General features: G+C 67.1%; 22 protein-coding genes and 1 pseudogene. 12 read left to right on the top strand and 11 right to left on the bottom strand.

Going from position 1 to position 15,538, the window contains the following annotated elements:
* A pseudogene (locus tag AC07XS_RS09090) lies at nt 1-254 on the bottom strand (hypothetical protein); the annotation flags it as partial.
* 372 nt (nt 255-626) lie between these two features.
* Between AC07XS_RS09090 and AC07XS_RS09085 the strand changes: the two are divergent.
* Nucleotides 627-1,184 (top strand): OmpA family protein, encoded by a 558-nt coding sequence (locus tag AC07XS_RS09085; RefSeq protein ID WP_182714212.1) that lies wholly within the window; start codon nt 627-629, stop codon nt 1,182-1,184.
* A 48-nt stretch (nt 1,185-1,232) separates the two neighbouring features.
* On the opposite strand, the gene cobB is transcribed toward AC07XS_RS09085, so the two are convergent.
* Nucleotides 1,233-1,949 (bottom strand): Sir2 family NAD+-dependent deacetylase, encoded by a 717-nt coding sequence (gene cobB, locus AC07XS_RS09080; RefSeq protein WP_182714211.1) that lies wholly within the window; start codon nt 1,947-1,949, stop codon nt 1,233-1,235.
* 212 nt (nt 1,950-2,161) lie between these two features.
* Between cobB and AC07XS_RS09075 the strand changes: the two genes are divergently transcribed.
* The 8 genes from AC07XS_RS09075 (at nt 2,162) to AC07XS_RS09040 (ending at nt 7,137) form a co-directional block, all read left to right on the top strand.
* Nucleotides 2,162-3,268, top strand: coding sequence for an S-(hydroxymethyl)glutathione dehydrogenase/class III alcohol dehydrogenase (locus AC07XS_RS09075; protein WP_182714210.1), 1,107 nt, complete (start codon nt 2,162-2,164; stop codon nt 3,266-3,268).
* Between the two features lie 18 nt (nt 3,269-3,286).
* Nucleotides 3,287-3,670, top strand: a complete 384-nt coding sequence (locus tag AC07XS_RS09070; RefSeq protein ID WP_182714209.1) for a VOC family protein — start codon at nt 3,287-3,289, stop codon at nt 3,668-3,670.
* Nucleotides 3,671-3,721: 51 nt separating this feature from the next.
* Nucleotides 3,722-3,949: a FitA-like ribbon-helix-helix domain-containing protein gene (locus AC07XS_RS09065; RefSeq protein ID WP_182714208.1), complete on the top strand. Its 228-nt coding sequence runs from the start codon at nt 3,722-3,724 to the stop codon at nt 3,947-3,949.
* The gene (locus AC07XS_RS09060) at nt 3,946-4,368 is read left to right on the top strand and encodes a type II toxin-antitoxin system VapC family toxin (protein WP_182714207.1); all 423 of its coding nucleotides are present in this window, start codon (nt 3,946-3,948) and stop codon (nt 4,366-4,368) included. The genes AC07XS_RS09065 and AC07XS_RS09060 overlap by 4 nt, the downstream gene beginning before the upstream one ends.
* The gene (gene fghA, locus AC07XS_RS09055) at nt 4,365-5,204 is read left to right on the top strand and encodes an S-formylglutathione hydrolase (RefSeq protein WP_182714206.1); all 840 of its coding nucleotides are present in this window, start codon (nt 4,365-4,367) and stop codon (nt 5,202-5,204) included. Before AC07XS_RS09060 ends, fghA begins: the two co-directional genes overlap by 4 nt.
* A 4-nt stretch (nt 5,205-5,208) precedes the next feature.
* Entirely contained in the window at nt 5,209-6,171 is a 963-nt protein-coding gene (locus tag AC07XS_RS09050) for a DUF4350 domain-containing protein (RefSeq protein WP_182714205.1), read from the top strand.
* Between the two features lie 15 nt (nt 6,172-6,186).
* Complete coding sequence (locus AC07XS_RS09045; protein ID WP_054763947.1) at nt 6,187-6,411, top strand: hypothetical protein; 225 nt, start codon at nt 6,187-6,189, stop codon at nt 6,409-6,411.
* A 108-nt stretch (nt 6,412-6,519) separates the two neighbouring features.
* A complete protein-coding gene (locus AC07XS_RS09040) occupies nt 6,520-7,137 on the top strand; it encodes a superoxide dismutase (protein WP_152948870.1) in 618 nt (205 codons plus the stop codon).
* A 60-nt stretch (nt 7,138-7,197) separates the two neighbouring features.
* Here AC07XS_RS09040 and AC07XS_RS09035 read toward each other — a convergent pair whose 3' ends face one another.
* The gene (locus tag AC07XS_RS09035) at nt 7,198-7,413 is read right to left on the bottom strand and encodes a hypothetical protein (protein WP_054763945.1); all 216 of its coding nucleotides are present in this window, start codon (nt 7,411-7,413) and stop codon (nt 7,198-7,200) included.
* Nucleotides 7,414-7,660: 247 nt separating this feature from the next.
* Between AC07XS_RS09035 and rpsD the strand changes: the two genes are divergently transcribed.
* A complete protein-coding gene (gene rpsD / locus AC07XS_RS09030; RefSeq protein ID WP_054763944.1) occupies nt 7,661-8,278 on the top strand; it encodes a 30S ribosomal protein S4 in 618 nt (205 codons plus the stop codon).
* A gap of 210 nt (nt 8,279-8,488) precedes the next feature.
* Nucleotides 8,489-8,857, top strand: coding sequence for a hypothetical protein (locus AC07XS_RS09025; protein ID WP_182714204.1), 369 nt, complete (start codon nt 8,489-8,491; stop codon nt 8,855-8,857).
* Nucleotides 8,858-8,864: 7 nt separating this feature from the next.
* On the opposite strand, the gene AC07XS_RS09020 is transcribed toward AC07XS_RS09025, so the two are convergent.
* A complete protein-coding gene (locus AC07XS_RS09020) occupies nt 8,865-9,962 on the bottom strand; it encodes an NADH:flavin oxidoreductase/NADH oxidase (RefSeq protein ID WP_182714203.1) in 1,098 nt (365 codons plus the stop codon).
* Nucleotides 9,963-10,231: 269 nt separating this feature from the next.
* On the opposite strand from AC07XS_RS09020, the gene AC07XS_RS09015 reads away from it, so the two are divergent.
* Nucleotides 10,232-10,612, top strand: coding sequence for a hypothetical protein (locus AC07XS_RS09015; protein WP_054763942.1), 381 nt, complete (start codon nt 10,232-10,234; stop codon nt 10,610-10,612).
* Here AC07XS_RS09015 and AC07XS_RS09010 read toward each other — a convergent pair.
* The 7 genes from AC07XS_RS09010 to radC all read right to left on the bottom strand — a co-directional run bounded on the left by AC07XS_RS09010 (nt 10,596) and on the right by radC (nt 15,016).
* Entirely contained in the window at nt 10,596-11,051 is a 456-nt protein-coding gene (locus AC07XS_RS09010) for an acyl-CoA thioesterase (protein WP_182714202.1), read from the bottom strand. The genes AC07XS_RS09015 and AC07XS_RS09010 overlap by 17 nt on opposite strands.
* Complete coding sequence (gene grxD, locus AC07XS_RS09005) at nt 11,051-11,413, bottom strand: Grx4 family monothiol glutaredoxin (RefSeq protein ID WP_054763940.1); 363 nt, start codon at nt 11,411-11,413, stop codon at nt 11,051-11,053. The genes AC07XS_RS09010 and grxD overlap by 1 nt, the downstream gene beginning before the upstream one ends.
* 89 nt (nt 11,414-11,502) lie before the next feature.
* Nucleotides 11,503-12,390, bottom strand: coding sequence for an aldo-keto reductase family protein (locus AC07XS_RS09000; RefSeq protein WP_054763939.1), 888 nt, complete (start codon nt 12,388-12,390; stop codon nt 11,503-11,505).
* Nucleotides 12,391-12,394: 4 nt separating this feature from the next.
* The gene (locus tag AC07XS_RS08995) at nt 12,395-12,637 is read right to left on the bottom strand and encodes a BolA/IbaG family iron-sulfur metabolism protein (RefSeq protein ID WP_054763938.1); all 243 of its coding nucleotides are present in this window, start codon (nt 12,635-12,637) and stop codon (nt 12,395-12,397) included.
* Nucleotides 12,638-12,711: 74 nt separating this feature from the next.
* Nucleotides 12,712-13,272 (bottom strand): GNAT family N-acetyltransferase, encoded by a 561-nt coding sequence (locus AC07XS_RS08990; RefSeq protein WP_182714201.1) that lies wholly within the window; start codon nt 13,270-13,272, stop codon nt 12,712-12,714.
* Nucleotides 13,269-14,270: a glycosylasparaginase gene (locus AC07XS_RS08985; RefSeq protein WP_182714200.1), complete on the bottom strand. Its 1,002-nt coding sequence runs from the start codon at nt 14,268-14,270 to the stop codon at nt 13,269-13,271. Before AC07XS_RS08985 ends, AC07XS_RS08990 begins: the two co-directional genes overlap by 4 nt.
* Nucleotides 14,270-15,016 carry a RadC family protein gene (gene radC, locus AC07XS_RS08980; RefSeq protein ID WP_182714217.1) on the bottom strand — a complete coding sequence of 249 codons (747 nt, stop codon included), beginning with the start codon at nt 15,014-15,016 and terminating at the stop codon, nt 14,270-14,272. The genes AC07XS_RS08985 and radC overlap by 1 nt, the downstream gene beginning before the upstream one ends.
* Between the last annotated feature and the right edge of the window lie 522 nt (nt 15,017-15,538).

The following is a 15,538-nucleotide window of genomic DNA, read 5'->3' as shown; positions in this document are numbered from 1 at the left end:
GGTTTGGCCGGGGCGGGCGTCTCGGCCGCCGCAGCCGGGGCGTCCGGCGTCGGGGAAGGGTCCGGCGCGGGGACGCGCGCGGGCGGCGGCGGCTGTGGCGGCGGAGCGACCAGTTCGACCAGGATCGCCGGCTCCGGCGTCGGCCGGGCCGGCGGCTCGGGCCGCACGGCCGTCATCATCAGCACCAGGGCCGCATGGCCGAACACCACCGGCGCGACCGCCAGGGCCCGTCGCCGGATCGCCGCCGGGCTCAATCGCCGATCCGTGATGCGATGTGAGACGTCGTTCGCATGGTCATTCGCGACGAACCCCTGTAAAAAATCACCACCGCCTGTTGAAAACATTCAGTCGCGTCAGGAAGGTGGCGAGAGCGCGAATACAACTGGTCGCTGTCCAAGATCAGCGATAGTCCAGAGGGTCCGCCATACGGCGAAGCCTGCTGGCGGGCCAACGTAACAACGCACCTTCTGGTTCCGTTTTAAGCTGAAAATCGTGCAGATCGAGCCGAGATCGAACGGCTAAGCTGACATTTTGCCGCCTAAAGCGCGTCATTACTCCGCCTTGTCGCCTACCGCAGTTTCATCGGGCGCATGAACTGGGCGTGGCGCCCCCAGCAAGAAGGAGACATGAACTTGAGCAGATCGAAACTCAGGACGGCGGTCCTCGGCGGCGCCCTTGTCGCGATGGGCTTCGCGGCGAGCGGCTGCGCCAGCCATCGTTTCGTGCGTGATCAGGTCGAGGTGGTGGACAACCGGGTGACCCAGGTCGAGGGCACGGCGGGCCAGGCCCTGCAACGGGCCAACGACGCCCACAAGCTGGCGGAAGGCAAGTTCCTCTATCAGGTCGTCCTGTCCGACGACTCCGTGAAATTCCCGACCGACGCCGCCGCCCTGTCGCCCGAGGCGGAACAGCGGCTGGCCCAGTTCGCCCAGCGTCTGCAAAGCGAGAACCGCAACGTCTATCTGGAGATCCAGGGCTATACCGACTCCACCGGCACGCCCGAGCACAACGACCAGCTGGGCGAGCAGCGGGCCGAGGCCGTGCGCCGCTTCCTGAACCGCCAGGGCGTGGCCCTGAACCGGATGTCGACCATCTCCTATGGTCAGGAAGAGCCGGTGGCCTCGAACGACACTCCCGAAGGCCGGGCGCAGAACCGGCGCGTGACCATCGTCGTCCTGGCCTGATCAGGCTTGATCCAGAGATCGGCGGCCGCAGCGATGCGGCCGCCGTTTTCAGGTCTGCAGGCCGCTGAAGAAGGCCGGCACGGCCTCGGTCGCAGGACCATAGACTCCCTCGTCGAACAGCCGCGCCCCTTGCGTCGGCTCCAGATTGATCTCGACGGTCCGCGCCCCGGCGTAGCGGGCCGACTGCACGAACCCCGCCGCCGGATAAACCGCCCCGGACGTTCCGATGGAGACGAACAGGTCGCAGGCCGCCAGCGCCGCCTCGATCCGCTCCATCTGCAGCGGCATCTCCCCGAACCAGACGATATGGGGCCGCATCCTCCCTTGCGGATGGTGCGGGGAAGGCTCGTCCGCCGCCATGTCCCCCGCCCAGTCCATCACCACGCCCGAGCGGGTGCAGCGCGCCTTCAGCAGTTCGCCGTGCATATGGATCAGCTCGAACCCGGCGGCGGGCGGCGTCTCGGCATGGGCCCGGTCGTGCAGATCGTCGACGTTCTGCGTCACCAGCAGGAAGTCGCCGTCCCACCGCGCCGCCAGCTCGGCCAGGGCGACATGGGCCGCATTGGGCCGGACCTCCGCCAACTGTCGCCGCCGCTGATTGTAGAAGTCCTGCACCAGGGCGGGGTTCGCCGCATATCCCTCCGGCGTCGCCACCTCTTCCACCCTGTGCCCGCACCACAGGCCGTCTGACGCCCGAAACGTCGGCACCCCGCTCTCGGCCGATATGCCGGCGCCGGTCAGGACGACGAGGTTGCGATGGGTCATGACCCTGATTAGCGCGTTCGACGCCGACGGTCAGCCTGCGTCCGATCTTGGCGTGGTTGCGCGATAGACATCGAATGTGGCGCATACTTGCGAACGAATCTCAAAAATCTGCACGAAAGTGCACTAAAAAATTCTGAGTGGCGTTTTCGGCGCGGGGCTAGCGTCGGCGACGCCCCTCGTGACACACAGGCGCAAACTGAGGAGCCCCCGCCATGAAAACACGCGCCGCCGTCGCCTTCGAAGCCAAGAAGCCGCTCGAGATCGTCGAGGTCGATCTGGAGGGGCCGCGCGCCGGCGAGGTGCTGATCGAGATCAAGGCGACGGGGATCTGCCACACCGACGCCTATACGCTGGACGGCCTGGACTCCGAGGGCATCTTCCCCTCGATCCTGGGGCATGAGGGCGCGGGCGTGGTGGTCGAGGTGGGGCCGGGCGTGACCTCGGTCGCCGTCGGCGACCACGTGATCCCGCTCTACACGCCCGAGTGCCGCCAGTGTAAGTCGTGCCTGTCGCGCAAGACCAATCTCTGCACCTCGATCCGCGCCACCCAGGGCAAGGGTCTGATGCCCGACGGCACCAGCCGCTTCAGCTACAAGGGTCAGGCCATCGCCCACTATATGGGCTGTTCGACCTTCTCCAACTTCACCGTCCTGCCCGAGATCGCGGTGGCCAAGATCAGGAAGGACGCCCCCTTCGATAAGGCCTGCTACGTCGGCTGCGGCGTGACCACCGGCGTCGGGGCCGTGGTCAATACGGCCAAGGTCGAGCCGGGCGCCAACGCCGTGGTCTTCGGCCTGGGCGGCATCGGCCTGAACGTCATTCAGGGGCTGAAGATGGTCGGCGCCGACATGATCGTGGGCGTGGACATCAACCCCGACAAGGAAGAGTGGGGCCGTCGGTTCGGCATGACCCATTTCGTCAATCCGAAAGAGGTCTCCGACGTGGTCGCCCATCTGGTCGAACTGACCGGCGGCGGCGCCGACTACACCTTCGACTGCACCGGCAACACCGTGGTCATGCGCCAGGCGCTGGAAGCCTGCCACCGCGGCTGGGGCGAGAGCATCATCATCGGCGTGGCCGAGGCGGGCAAGGAGATCGCCACCCGCCCGTTCCAGCTGGTCACCGGCCGGGTCTGGCGCGGCTCGGCCTTCGGCGGGGCGCGCGGCCGAACCGACACGCCCAAGATCGTCGACTGGTACATGGACGGCAAGATCGAGATCGATCCGATGATCACCCACACCCTGCCGCTGGAACGCATCAACGAAGCCTTCGACCTGATGCATGCGGGCGAGAGCATCCGGTCGGTGGTGGTCTTCTAGTTCAAGGGAGAGAAACACATGTTCACCCACATCACCGTCGGCGCGAACGACATCGAGGCTTCGCGCCGCTTCTATGACGCCGCCCTGGGCGCCCTCGGCATCGACGCCGCTCAGGGGCCTGATCCGAAGGGCCGCTACTGGTGGCGCACGGCCCACGGCGCCTTCGCCGTGGGCAAGCCGATCGACGGCGAACCGGCCTGTCACGCCAACGGCGGCACCATCGGCTTTGCGGCCAAGGACACGGCGGCGGTCGACGCCTTCCACGCCGCGGGCGCAGCGGCCGGCGGAACCGCGATCGAAGACCCGCCCGGCCTGCGCCAGGGGACGTTCGGCAAGCTGTATCTGGCCTATCTGCGCGATCCGTCGGGCAACAAGATCTGCGCCGTGCACCGGGTCGGCTGAACGGCCTGGGTGAGGCGTTGGCGTCGTGATAGCGCTATGCTATCATGACTTATGGCTCAGGTTCTGGTTCGCGATCTCGACGACCATATCGTCGCCCGTCTCAAGATGATGGCGAAGGCGGAGAACATTTCCCTGGAGCAGAAGTTCAGGGACATGGCCGCGCGCGAGGCCATGGACGTTGAGGCGCGCTTTGAGGCGGCTTCTCGACGATCCCGCGAGCAAACGCGAGGCTCAGCGCTCGACTCCACGGCTCTGATCCGCGAAGACCGCGATCTGTGAGCGCTGTCTTCGACGCCAGCGTCGTCGTCAAATGGTTCATCGACGATCCGCTGGCTGACGCCGCGATCGAGGCGCGCCAAATACACGGCCCGGCCGTTGCGCCGGACCTGATGCTGATGGAAGCGGCCAATGTCTTTCGTCGCTATGTCGTTCGTGGCGAATTGCAGGCGTCGTCCGCGACAGAGAATTTGTCCATCCTTCGGCAGGTCGTCGATCTGACCGATCACCGAGCGCTGATTTCGGAAGCCTTCACCTTAGCCTGCGACCTCAACCATTCCATGATCGACTGCCTTTATGCCGTGACGGCGCGACGGCAGGGGCTGGCGCTCATCACCGCCGATGGCAAGCTCGCTCGCAAACTGGGCGCCGTCAATGACATGGATGTTCGTCTCCTGAGCCTGCCGGAAAGCGTCGCATGACCCTCCAAACCATCAAGACCCACATCGTCCATGGCGGCACGCTCCGCTATCTGAAACACGACAGCGCGGCCACGGGCACGCCCATGACCCTGTCGGTCTTCGTTCCGGGCGGGGAGGGGCCCTTCCCGGTCCTGATCTGGCTGTCGGGCCTGACCTGCACCGAGGATAATTTCACCACCAAGGCCGGCGCCTACCGGGCCGCCGCCGAGCACGGCCTCATCATCGTGGCGCCGGACACCAGCCCGCGCGGGGAAGGCGTCGCCGACGACCCAGCCTATGACCTGGGCCAGGGGGCGGGCTTCTACGTCGATGCGACCCAGGACCCCTGGGCGCCGCATTTCCGCATGGAAACCTATGTCACGGACGAACTGATCGCCCTGATCGACGCGGAGTTCCCGACCACCGGCGTCCGGTCGATCAGCGGCCATTCCATGGGCGGCCACGGCGCCCTGACCCTGGCGCTGCGCCATCCGGACCTGTTCCGTTCGGTCTCCGCCTTCGCCCCCATCTGTTCGCCGACGCGCTGCCCCTGGGGCGAAAAGGCCTTCACCGCCTATCTGGGCGAGGACCGGGCCGAATGGGAGCGTCACGACGCCGCCAGGCTGGTCGAGGCCGGCGCCGCGCGTGGTGTCTATGACGATATACTGGTGGACCAGGGCGGCGCCGACAGCTTCCTGACCGACCAGCTGAAGCCCGAACTGCTGCGCGCGGCCGCCGAGGCCTCAGGCCAGGGCCTGACCCTGCGGATGCAGCCGGGCTATGACCACTCCTACTTCTTCATGACCAGCTTCATCGCCGACCACGTCGCCTTCCACGCCGCGCGGTTGAGGGGCTAGAATCATGAGCCTTCGGCTGACGCTGTTCGCCGGCTTGGCCTTGTGCCTTTCGGCCGGGGCGTCGGCGGCGCAAGAGCAGTCCGGCGATCTGGATTGGAGGCCCCAGGGCGTCGTTCCCGCCTATGCCGAGGCGGGGCCGTTGATCCGCATTGATCAGGGGCACGGCAGCCTTCAGACGATCGAGGGACGCTATGCGGGTTTCGCCGCCCTGCTGCGCGCCGACGGCTATCGGGTGGAGGCGGGGCGCGGGCGTCTGGACGAGGCCGGCGCGCTGCGGGACGTCGCGGTGCTGGTGGTCGTCAATCCCGCCGCTCCCGAAGACGGATCTCGCATTTCAGCCTTCGATCCCGGCGAAATCGAAGCGGCGGCCAACTGGGTCAGCCAGGGCGGCTCGCTGCTGCTGGTCGCCGATCATGCGCCCCACGGTTCGGCGGCGGAGGCCCTGGCGGAGCGGTTCGGCGTCAAAATGGGCAAGGGCTACGCCTTTCAGCGGATAGGCGACGATCTGACCGCCAACCTGACCTTTCCGTCTCAGGCCCTGGGCGATCATCCCATCATCGCCGGGCGAAATGAAGCCGAGCGCGTCCGCGTCGTGAAGACCTTTACGGGCCAGTCGCTGGAGGGCCCCGCCGGTTCCACCGTCTTGATGGCGATGAGCGCGGACGCTCTGGAGGCGACCGACCGAGAGGCCTTGCAAGCCGTTCGGGAGGGCCTGGCCCGAGGCGAACGGGCCGAAACCCTTAGCCGCTACACGCGACCGGCGTTTCCCGCCCAGGGTCTGGCCTTCTCCTTCGGACGGGGGCGGGTGGTGGTGCTGGGCGAGGCGGCGATGTTGACCGCCCAGATCATTCGTTTTCCCGACCAGCCGAACCGCGCGCCGGTTCGGTTCGGCCTCAACACCGAAGGGCACGACGATCAGCAGTTTGCGCTGAACCTGGCGCACTGGCTGTCCCGTCTGATCCCCTGATGTTAAGGGGACGGGATGAACGCCCCCGATCCCTATGAGCCGATGTTTTCCGCCCTGTGCCGCGAGGTGGGCTTTTGCCTGCATGAGAAGGGGCAAAAGCGCGTGATCGCGGCCCTGCCGGGCGGGCTGGACGCCGCCGTGCGGGCGGTCCTCGCTGCGGAAGGGGTGGACGAGCCCAATGCGTCGGGCGATCTGAAACGGGCCGTGCGCGACTGTCTGAAGTCCAACTTGCCAGCTTGACCGTTCCCGGTCGATAAGTCGGAACGAATCCGGGCGTCGTCGCTTGGGTTTCACGAACGGGCGCCTAGATGAGGCGTATCGGAAATCTGTCGCGAGAGGAAACTCCCCATGGCCTTCACCCTGCCCCCGCTGCCCTATGCCTATGACGCGCTGGAGCCGGCCATCGACAAGGAGACGATGACCTTCCACCATGACAAGCACCATCAGACCTATGTCGACAATCTGAACAAGGCGGTCGACGCCGACGCCTCGCTTCAGAACAAGACTCTGGAAGAGATCTTCACCAGCATCTCGACCGCGCCCAAGGCCGTGCGCAACAACGGCGGCGGTCACTGGAACCACAGCCTGTTCTGGGAACTGCTGGCCCCGGCGGGTCAGACGGGCGAACCCTCGGCCGAGCTGGCCGCCGCCATCGACCGCGACCTGGGCGGCATGGACAAGTTCAAGGAAGACTTCAACGCCGCCGGCGCCGCCCAGTTCGGCTCGGGCTGGGCCTGGCTGATCGTGCAGAACGGCAAGCTGAAGATCACCTCCACCCCGAACCAGGACAATCCGCTGATGGATGTGGTCGAGGAGCGGGGCGAGGTCGTTCTGGGCGCCGACGTCTGGGAACACGCCTATTATCTGAAATACCAGAACCGCCGCGCCGACTATCTGAAGTCGTTCTGGACGGTGGTGAACTGGAACAAGGTCAACGAACTGTACGCCGCCGCGGTCGCCCAATAACGGCGGGCTTAGGCAAGCCGAACGAACACCCGCCGGAGAGACCTCCGGCGGGTGTTTTCGTCAGATGGGCAGGCCGTCGCGCAGCCGGTCGTTCATCCGCTCGGCGTGATGGCGGCGCACGGTGCGGCGCTGGCGCAGCAGGTCGTGGATGCCGTCGGCCAGATCCAGCAGCTGGTGGTCGCTGAGCGGCTCGACCAGATCAACCAGTCGGCGCTTCAGCGTCTCGAACCCGCGGTCGGACAGGCCGGCCTGAAAGCGCGGGGCGTCGGTTCGCATTTCAATCCTCCCTTCTCCTCGGCGGTCTGCGTCGGAACAGGAAAGAAGCGAGGCCCGGCTTGGTTCCCCGCCATCGTGCTTAACGGCCTGTCTGACTTGACTCCGACAGTCTGCATGGCCATAAGCGCCGCCTTCCACGCCTCGGTTCGCCGCAGGCGGGATTCATGACGGAAGATGCGTGGACCGCCGTTGAGATCGCATCCCCAATTCAGGGGACGCCGGGCCGCATCGTCGAAAAGAGAATAGAATGTCCAAGCGCCACAGCGCCAAATACAAGATCGACCGCGCCATGGGTGAAAACCTGTGGGGTCGCGCCAAGTCTCCGGTCAACAAGCGTTCCTACGGTCCCGGTCAGCACGGCCAACGCCGCAAGTCCAAGGTCTCTGACTTCGGCCTGCAACTGAAGGCCAAGCAGAAGCTGAAGGGCTACTACGGCAACATCACCGAAAAGCAGTTCGCCAAGACCTATGACGAGGCTGCTCGCCGCAAGGGCAACACCTCGGAAAACCTGATCGGCCTGCTGGAATCGCGCCTGGACGCCATCGTCTATCGCGCCAAGTTCGTGCCCACGGTCTGGGCCGCCCGCCAGTTCGTCAGCCACGGCCACGTCCTGGTCAACGGCAAGAAGGTCGACATCGGCTCCTATCGCGTGAAGCCCGACGACGTCGTCTCGGTGAAGGAAAAGTCGCGCAACATGGCCCTGGTGCTGGAAGCCCAGCAGTCGTCGGAACGCGACGTGCCGGACTATCTGGAACTGTCGGACCGTTCGTTCGCCGTCCGCTACGTCCGCGTGCCGGAACTGTCGGACGTGCCCTACGCCGTCAAGATGGAACCGAACCTGGTCGTCGAATACTACGCTTCGTAAGCGGAGCTTACGAAGCTTTCTTCAAGGGGGCTATCGCCCTTCGGGCTACTTGAGCCCCTTGGTCGTCCCTTTGAAGTGTTCAGTTTGGAGGGCCTCGGATTCGTCCGGGGCCTTTCGCCTTTTATGCTGTTCCCTCAAGGAGCGAACAGGCGCATTCTCGGCCGGTTCAGGCTTTGAGGCAGGGGAGGTCGTCCGTTGCACGACTCCATCATGAAACGCTTGGCTTTGATCGCCGCCGCATCGGCGAGCTTGGCCGCCTGTGCGGGCGGTCTGGACGGGCCGACCGTCTCGACCGTCGGCATGCCCGGCGCCCTGGAGCCGATCCATGCAGCGGCCTTCACCAAGGACCAGGCGGTCTTCTGGGTCAGCTCCAACGGCTGCACCCGCAAGGAGGATCTGATCCCCATCGTCAGCATCAAGGGCGGGGACGCGATCATCACCCTGCGCCGGATCGATGAGGACACCTGCGACAAGCCCTCGATCCGCGGTGTCGAGCTGAAATGGTCGTTCGAGGAGTTGGGCCTGGCGCCCGGCTCCCCCGTCAGCGTTAACAATCCCTATCAGCTGCCCCAGACCTGATCGGCCCTCAGCGGCCGTATCCGGGCCAGTGGGCCTTGCCGGCGCGTTCGTACTGGGGCGGCAGACCTTCGTCCTGACCCAGGGCGACGGCGGCGTGATGGGCCCAGTTGGGATCGTCGAGCACGGCGCGGGCCACCGCGATCAGATCGGCCTGTCCCGAGGCGACGATCGCCTCGGCCTGGTGGGGATCGAAGATCATGCCCACGGCCATGACGCTGGCCTGGGGCGCCGCCTGTTTGACCGCCTCGGCGAAGCGGACCTGATAGCCGGGCTGGTCGCCGGGGATCAGGGCGCGGGGGACGTTGCCGCCCGAGGACAGGTGCAGATAGTCGTAACCCAAGCCGTGCAGCGCCTGGCCGAAGGCGACGGCCTCCTCCAGCGCCACGCCGCCCTCGACCCAGTCCGAACCGTTGAAGCGCGCGCCCAGGGCCTTGGTCCGAGGCCAGGCCTCGCGCAAGGCCTTTGCGACGCGCAGGGGAAAGCGCGCCCGGTTCTCGGCCGAGCCGCCGTAGGCGTCGGGGCGGCGGTTCGACAGGGGCGACAGGAATTCGCTCAGCAGATAGCCATGGGCGGCGTGCAGTTCGACCAGGTCGAAGCCTGCCTGGTCCGCCCGGCGCGCCGCCGCCTCGAAGGCGGCGACCACATGGTTCATGTCGGCCTCGGTCATCTCCAACGGGGTATGCCAATCCTCGCGGAAGGGCAGGGCCGAGGGGCCGTAGGTGGTCCAGGCTCCGTCCTCGGCCGCCAGAGGGCCGCCCCCCTTCCACGGCGCGGCGGTCGAGGCCTTGCGTCCCGCATGGCCCAGCTGAATCCCGATCGGAGTGTCGCAATAGGTCCGCACGCCGCGAAGGATGTCGGCGAAGGCCTGGGCCTGTTCGTCGTTCCACAGGCCGACGTCGTCCGGGGTGATGCGGCCCTCGGGCGTGACGCCCGTCGCCTCGATGATGACCAGGCCGGCGCCGGACAGGGCCAGCCGGCCGATGTGCTGGTGGTGCCAGGGCTGGGGCGCGCCGTCGATCGCGGAATACTGGCACATGGGCGCCACGACGATGCGATTGCGCAGGGTCAGGGGGCCGAGGGCGTGAGGCGAGAAGAGGCGGCTCATGGCGGGCAGGTCCGGTGGGCGGCGACTGCAACTATGTCTGTTTCCAAGCGGATCAAGCCCGACCTTTCCGATTGTTCACCTGGCTTGCCGAAAATTCACGTGTGTGGCGGCGGTGAGCGCGTCACAAAAGGCTCAAGCTTCAACTGGGGAACACCAATGCTTCGTCTCGCTCTCGCCATCGCCATCGCCGCCCCGCTGCTGTCGGGCTGCATCATCGTTTCGACCGAAAAGCCGACCACCCGGGTCATCACCACCCCGGCGTCCGACCAATGATGCGGGGGCTGCGTATCCTGGCGGTCGGCGCCCTGGCCGCACCGCTGCTGGCCGGCTGCGTCATCTATGACAGCGAGGCCGGCGAGAATGTCTCGGTCAACGTCTCGCGCAAGGACGGGCCTCCGGCCGAGGCCATTCGCGAGGCCCGCTTCGCCGACGGCGCCCTGGTGGCGCGGGTCGATTCCAACGGCTGCACCCAGGCGTCGGATTTCGAAGTGTCGATCGCCGACAATGATCCGACCGAAATCACCCTGCGCCGGACCAAACAGGACCTGTGCAAGGCCCTGGTTCCCGACGGGGTCGAACTGCGCTGGACCTATGCCGAACTGGGTCTGGAGCCGGGAACCCCGGCCCGCATCGTCAATCCGCTGAAATAGCCGTCGCCTCGGTCGTCGTCGAAAAGACGGCGACCATCGGCGGGGGGATGCGGTGCGGCCTCAAGGTGGCGGCGTCCACCAGGCACCATTCGGACACGCCCTGGGCGCACAGCCGGCCCTGGCCGTCCTCGATCCGAACATAGCGGTTGAACCGCGGCCCCTGGGGATCGCCGACCCAGGTCCGGGCTGCGACGCCGGTCGCATTCGGCTCTATGGCCCGCAGATAGTCGATCTCGTGCCGCAGGGCGACCCAGGACCAGCGCGCCCGCGTCTCTTCGTCGAACCGGGCGTTCCAGTGGGCCGTGCCCACGTCCTGAAGCCAGCCGACATAGACCACATTGTTCACATGGCCGTTGGCGTCGATATGGTCGGGTCGGACCTCCAGCGGGACGACGAAGACCTCACGATCCTCGCGCGGCGTCAGGGTGGGACGCGCCATCAGGCCTCGCCCGCGCCCCCGTCCAGAGCCACGCCCTTTTCGGCCATCAGGGCCTGAAGCTCGCCGGCCTGGAACATCTCGCGCACGATGTCCGAGCCGCCGACGAATTCGCCCTTCACATAAAGCTGGGGAATGGTGGGCCAGTCGGTGAAGGTCTTGACGCCTTCGCGCAGGGCCTCGTCCTGCAAGACGTCGACGCCGACGAAGGGCGCGCCCACATGGTCGAGAATCTGCACGGCCAGGGACGAGAAGCCGCAGCGCGGCTGGTCCGGCGTGCCCTTCATGAACAGGACGACGTCGTGCTGGCTCACGGTGTCGCTGATGAAGGCGTGGACGGGGTCGGCGGAAACGGTGTCGGTCACGGGAGAAGCCTTTCGCGAAGACCGTCAGCTAGGGAGAGGGGACCGCCGGGTCAAGGCGCGGCGAACCGACGCGGTTCTGACGCGCTCAGTCAGGCCGCGGCCGAGGCGGCGACGCGACCCATTTCGATCTGGGCGGCCAGGGACGGGGGCAGATCGCGCTCGGGCGTCTCGGCCAAGATCCGCAGATGGTCGGGGTCGGTGGCGCGCACGATGACGCTTGAGATCGTCGTCTCAGTCAGCACATAGCCCAGGCAGATGGACTCGGCCGACCAGCCGGGGGTGCGATACAGAAAGCCGAAGGCGTCCGGTCCGCCAGAACGTTGCGGCGGCTTGGGCGCGCCCAGACCGAACAGGCCCTTTTTGGCGACGGTCTCTGGGCCGCGCGGCCTGGCGCGACGGTCGGTGTAGAAGTCATAGGCGATGACGGCCATGTCCTGTTCGCGTGCGGCGCGCAGGCGGTTGCGCCGCTTCCAGTCAGCATTGATGTCGAACGGCGTCGCCAGGACGTCGAAGGCGCCGGTGGAGATGTAGGCGTCCATGACGTCGCCCGAACCCGCCACGCCCAGCAGTTTGACGCGGTCGGCCGCGCGCGCCGCCTTCAGAGCGTTCAGCGCCTGTTGCGACAGTTCGTGTTCCCCCGGTTCCTGCAGGATGGCGATGTCGATCCAGCCCAGCCGCGAGAAGTGCAGCACGCGATCCAGGGCGGCGGTCATGGCTTCGGCCGAAAAGTCGCGGTCGGCGCCCAGGGTCAGGGCCACGCACACCAGTTTGCGGTCCACGTGGGACAGGGCTTCGCCCAGAATCTCGGCCAGAACGGAATCGGCGGTCTCCAGCCGATAGGCGTTGATGCCCGCCTCAAGCGCCGAGTAGAGCAGGTCCAGCGCCGCTTCGCGTCCCCGCGCCAGGCAGCCGGGGCCGAAGCTGAGCGTCAGATTGGAAATCGCCGCGCCCGAGGCGCCGAAGGGACGATAGCGCATCCGATCACCCCTTGTCGGACGGGGCTGAGGTTTCCAGGGCCAGGGCGTGCAGGGCGCCGCCCATCTGTCCCTTCAGGGCGGCGTAGACCAACTGATGCTGGCGCACGCGCGCCAGGCCCGCAAAGGCGTTGGAAACGATGCGGGCGCGATAATGATCGCCGTCCCCGGCGAGGTCTTCGATGGCGATTTCCGCGTCGGGAAAGGCGTCGATCAGATGCCGACGCAGGGTTTCGACGGACATGGGCATGGGCGGGCCTTCGATCTGGTCGCGTCAGACTGCCCCATAAACCTTAACGACGGACTACGGCGGGGCCGGTTCGGTCAGCCTGCACCCGGTTCGCGCTCAGTTCGCGCCCAGTTCGCACCCCCGGGTCGTTCGAACAGCTGAACCGGCTCGTCCCTATAGGTGGTGCGCCGATAGGGGCGGTAGCCGACCCGCTCGGCCAGGCGAACGGAGGCCAGATTGTCGGGCGAAATCATGCACAGGGTCCGCGCCGCCCTCAGATGGGCGTCGGCCCAGGCCAGGGCCGCCTCCAGGGCCTCTTTCGCAAAGCCCCGTCCCTGGAAGGCGGGCGCCAGGCCCCAGCCCAGTTCCGGATCGTCGATCGGCGGATCGATCAGCCGTCGATGATCCAGGATCGAGACATTGCCCACATAGGCGCCGCCTTCGATCAGGCGGATCGTCCAACTGCCGTAGCCCCTTACGCCCCATTGGCCCAGGTCGCGCAGCAGGCGGAACCAGACCTCCTCGGTGGTCATGGGACGGCCGGTGATGTGGCGCGTAAAGTCCGCATCGGCCCAGAGGGCTTGCAGGTCCTCAAGGTCGGCCAGATCGACCGGCGTCAGCACCAGACGTTGGGTGGTCAGGGTCGGCCGGTTCATCCGAACAGGCTTTCGGCGTTCAAGATTTCGGTCGCCCCGTCGGCGCGTGTGACGGCGTAGGTGAAGCCGGGCTGAAGGGCGAAGGCCCCGACGCGCCCCGCCTTGGTCAGGGCCAGAAGCCCGACCTGGGCCTCGGCGACGGCCCGCCCCCGCAGCCGGGCGATCCGTTCGATCGTCTGCCGACAGGCGGTCGCCGGGTCCATTCCGTGACGCATGGCCTCGACCACGGCGTGGGCGCCGCAGACCCGCAGCACCTCTTCACCCACCCCGGTCGCCGTGGCGGCGCCGACCTCGCCGTCGACGAACAGACCGGCGCCCACGATCGGACTGTCGCCCACGCGGCCCCGCATCTTGAACGCCATGCCGGAGGTGGTGCAGGCCCCGGCCATGCGGCCGGTCGCGTCGCGGCCCAGGACGCCGATGGTGTCATGATCCAGAACCCCGCCGGCGCCGGCCCGGCGCCAGTCGTCGTTCTCGCTGTTGGCGCGCGGGGCGTAGCGGGCGGTCTTCAGCCATTCGCGCCAGGCGGCCTCGGCCTGGGGCGTCAGCAAATTCGTCGTCTCAAACCCTTCTGACAGGGCGAAGTCCCGCGCGCCGGCCCCGACCAGGATGACGTGCGGGGTCTTCTCCATCACACGGCGCGCGACCGAGACGGCGTGAACCACGTCCTCAAGGGCGCAGACGGCGCCCAGACCGCCGGCGTCGTCCATGATCACGGCGTCCAGGGTCACATGGCCGTCCCTGTCCGGATAGCCGCCCAGGCCGACCGAGGCGTTGGTCGGGTCCGCCTCGGGCACGCGGGCCGCCGCCTCGACCATGTCCAGGGCCGAGCCGCCGCTCTGGCGCACCCTCCAGCCTTCGGCGTTGGCCGCCGCGCCGAAGTCCCAGGTCGAGACCATGACGACAGGCGTCGCGTCCGCTGAACCCGCCCTGGCCGCTGACGCCGCCGCCGCCAGGCCGGATGCGGCGATCAGGCTGCGGCGCGACAGATTGATCATCACATCAGACCCAGTTGCTTGAAGCTGGCCACCCCTTCGCGGCCGACGACCAGATGGTCGTGAACCTCGACATTAAGGGCGCGGCCGGCCTGTACAACCTGTTTGGTGATCTCGATGTCGGCGCGGCTGGGCGTCGGGTCGCCGGAAGGGTGGTTGTGAACCAGAATCAGGGCGCTGGCCGACAGCTCCAGGGCGCGACGCACCACTTCGCGCGGATAGACCGGCGCGTGATCCACCGTGCCCCTGTTCTGGACCTCGTCCAGGATCAGCTGGTTCTTCTTGTCCAGGTAGAGGACGCGGAACTGCTCGCGCGGCTCGTGCTGCAAGGCCACGCGCACATAGGCCAGAAGGGCGCTCCAGGACGAGATGACGGGCCGTTTCGCCGTCGGCTCGCGCGCGATCCGCCGCGTCACGTCGAAGATCAGCTGAAGGTCCAGCGCCACCGCCCGCGTCGCCTTGCCGGGCGCATAGCCCAGGGAACGCGCCACCTGATCCTCGACCGCCTCGTGGCTGGCGGCGCCGATGCCCTCCAGCCCGCCGAACCGCGCCAGCAGATCCTTGGCCAGCGGCTTGGTGTCCTTATAGGGCACGCTGCGGAACAGCAGCAGTTCCAGCAGCTCATAGTCGGGCAGGGCGTTCAACCCTCCCTTCGCCGCCCGTTCGCGCAGCCGATCGCGATGACCGCTGTGGCGGGGCGACGACTTGGTTCGGCCCGGAGCCCCCGCCCCTTCGTCCGTCTCCGACATCATGGCTTGGTCTGCTCGGGGCCGAACTCCAGCCCCGCAGGCCAACGCGGCCACTGTGGGGGAAGGGGCGCGTCCGTCGGGGGCGGCGACTGGTCGTGATGGCTCAGATAACGTGTTCCATCCATCCGCGTGGCCGCCATTCCGACGCGGCCCTCTTCATCCGCAAAAACAGGGATGAGCATCCAGCCGCCTGACCGTTCTGTGGTCCCTGCATGGCCGCTCGGCGCCCCGCGGCTCAGATAGGCGCCCCCCCGCGCCTTCAGCCCGCAGGCGGGGTCGTCCTCAGCGTAGGCGACGCAATGGCTCAGCGGGGCGTTCGAGGCGGACACCCAACAGCTGAACCAAGCCTTTGTCTCCAAAGGAACGCATCGCCGAGCAGCCGTCTGGCGATCGTGGACGGGTCGGTCTCGCTCGACCTCAGACCTGTCGGCCGAAGCGCAACCGAGCGTTAGAAGAAAGAAGCCGGCGGCGGCGTAAGGCGTCTTCATCGTCGTGCTCTTCGGTTGTGCGGCGGCAACCTAG

This window comes from Brevundimonas sp. GW456-12-10-14-LB3 (assembly GCF_059424365.1).
Note: the sequence above shows the minus strand (reverse complement) of the source record. Positions and strands in the feature narration are given on the sequence as shown.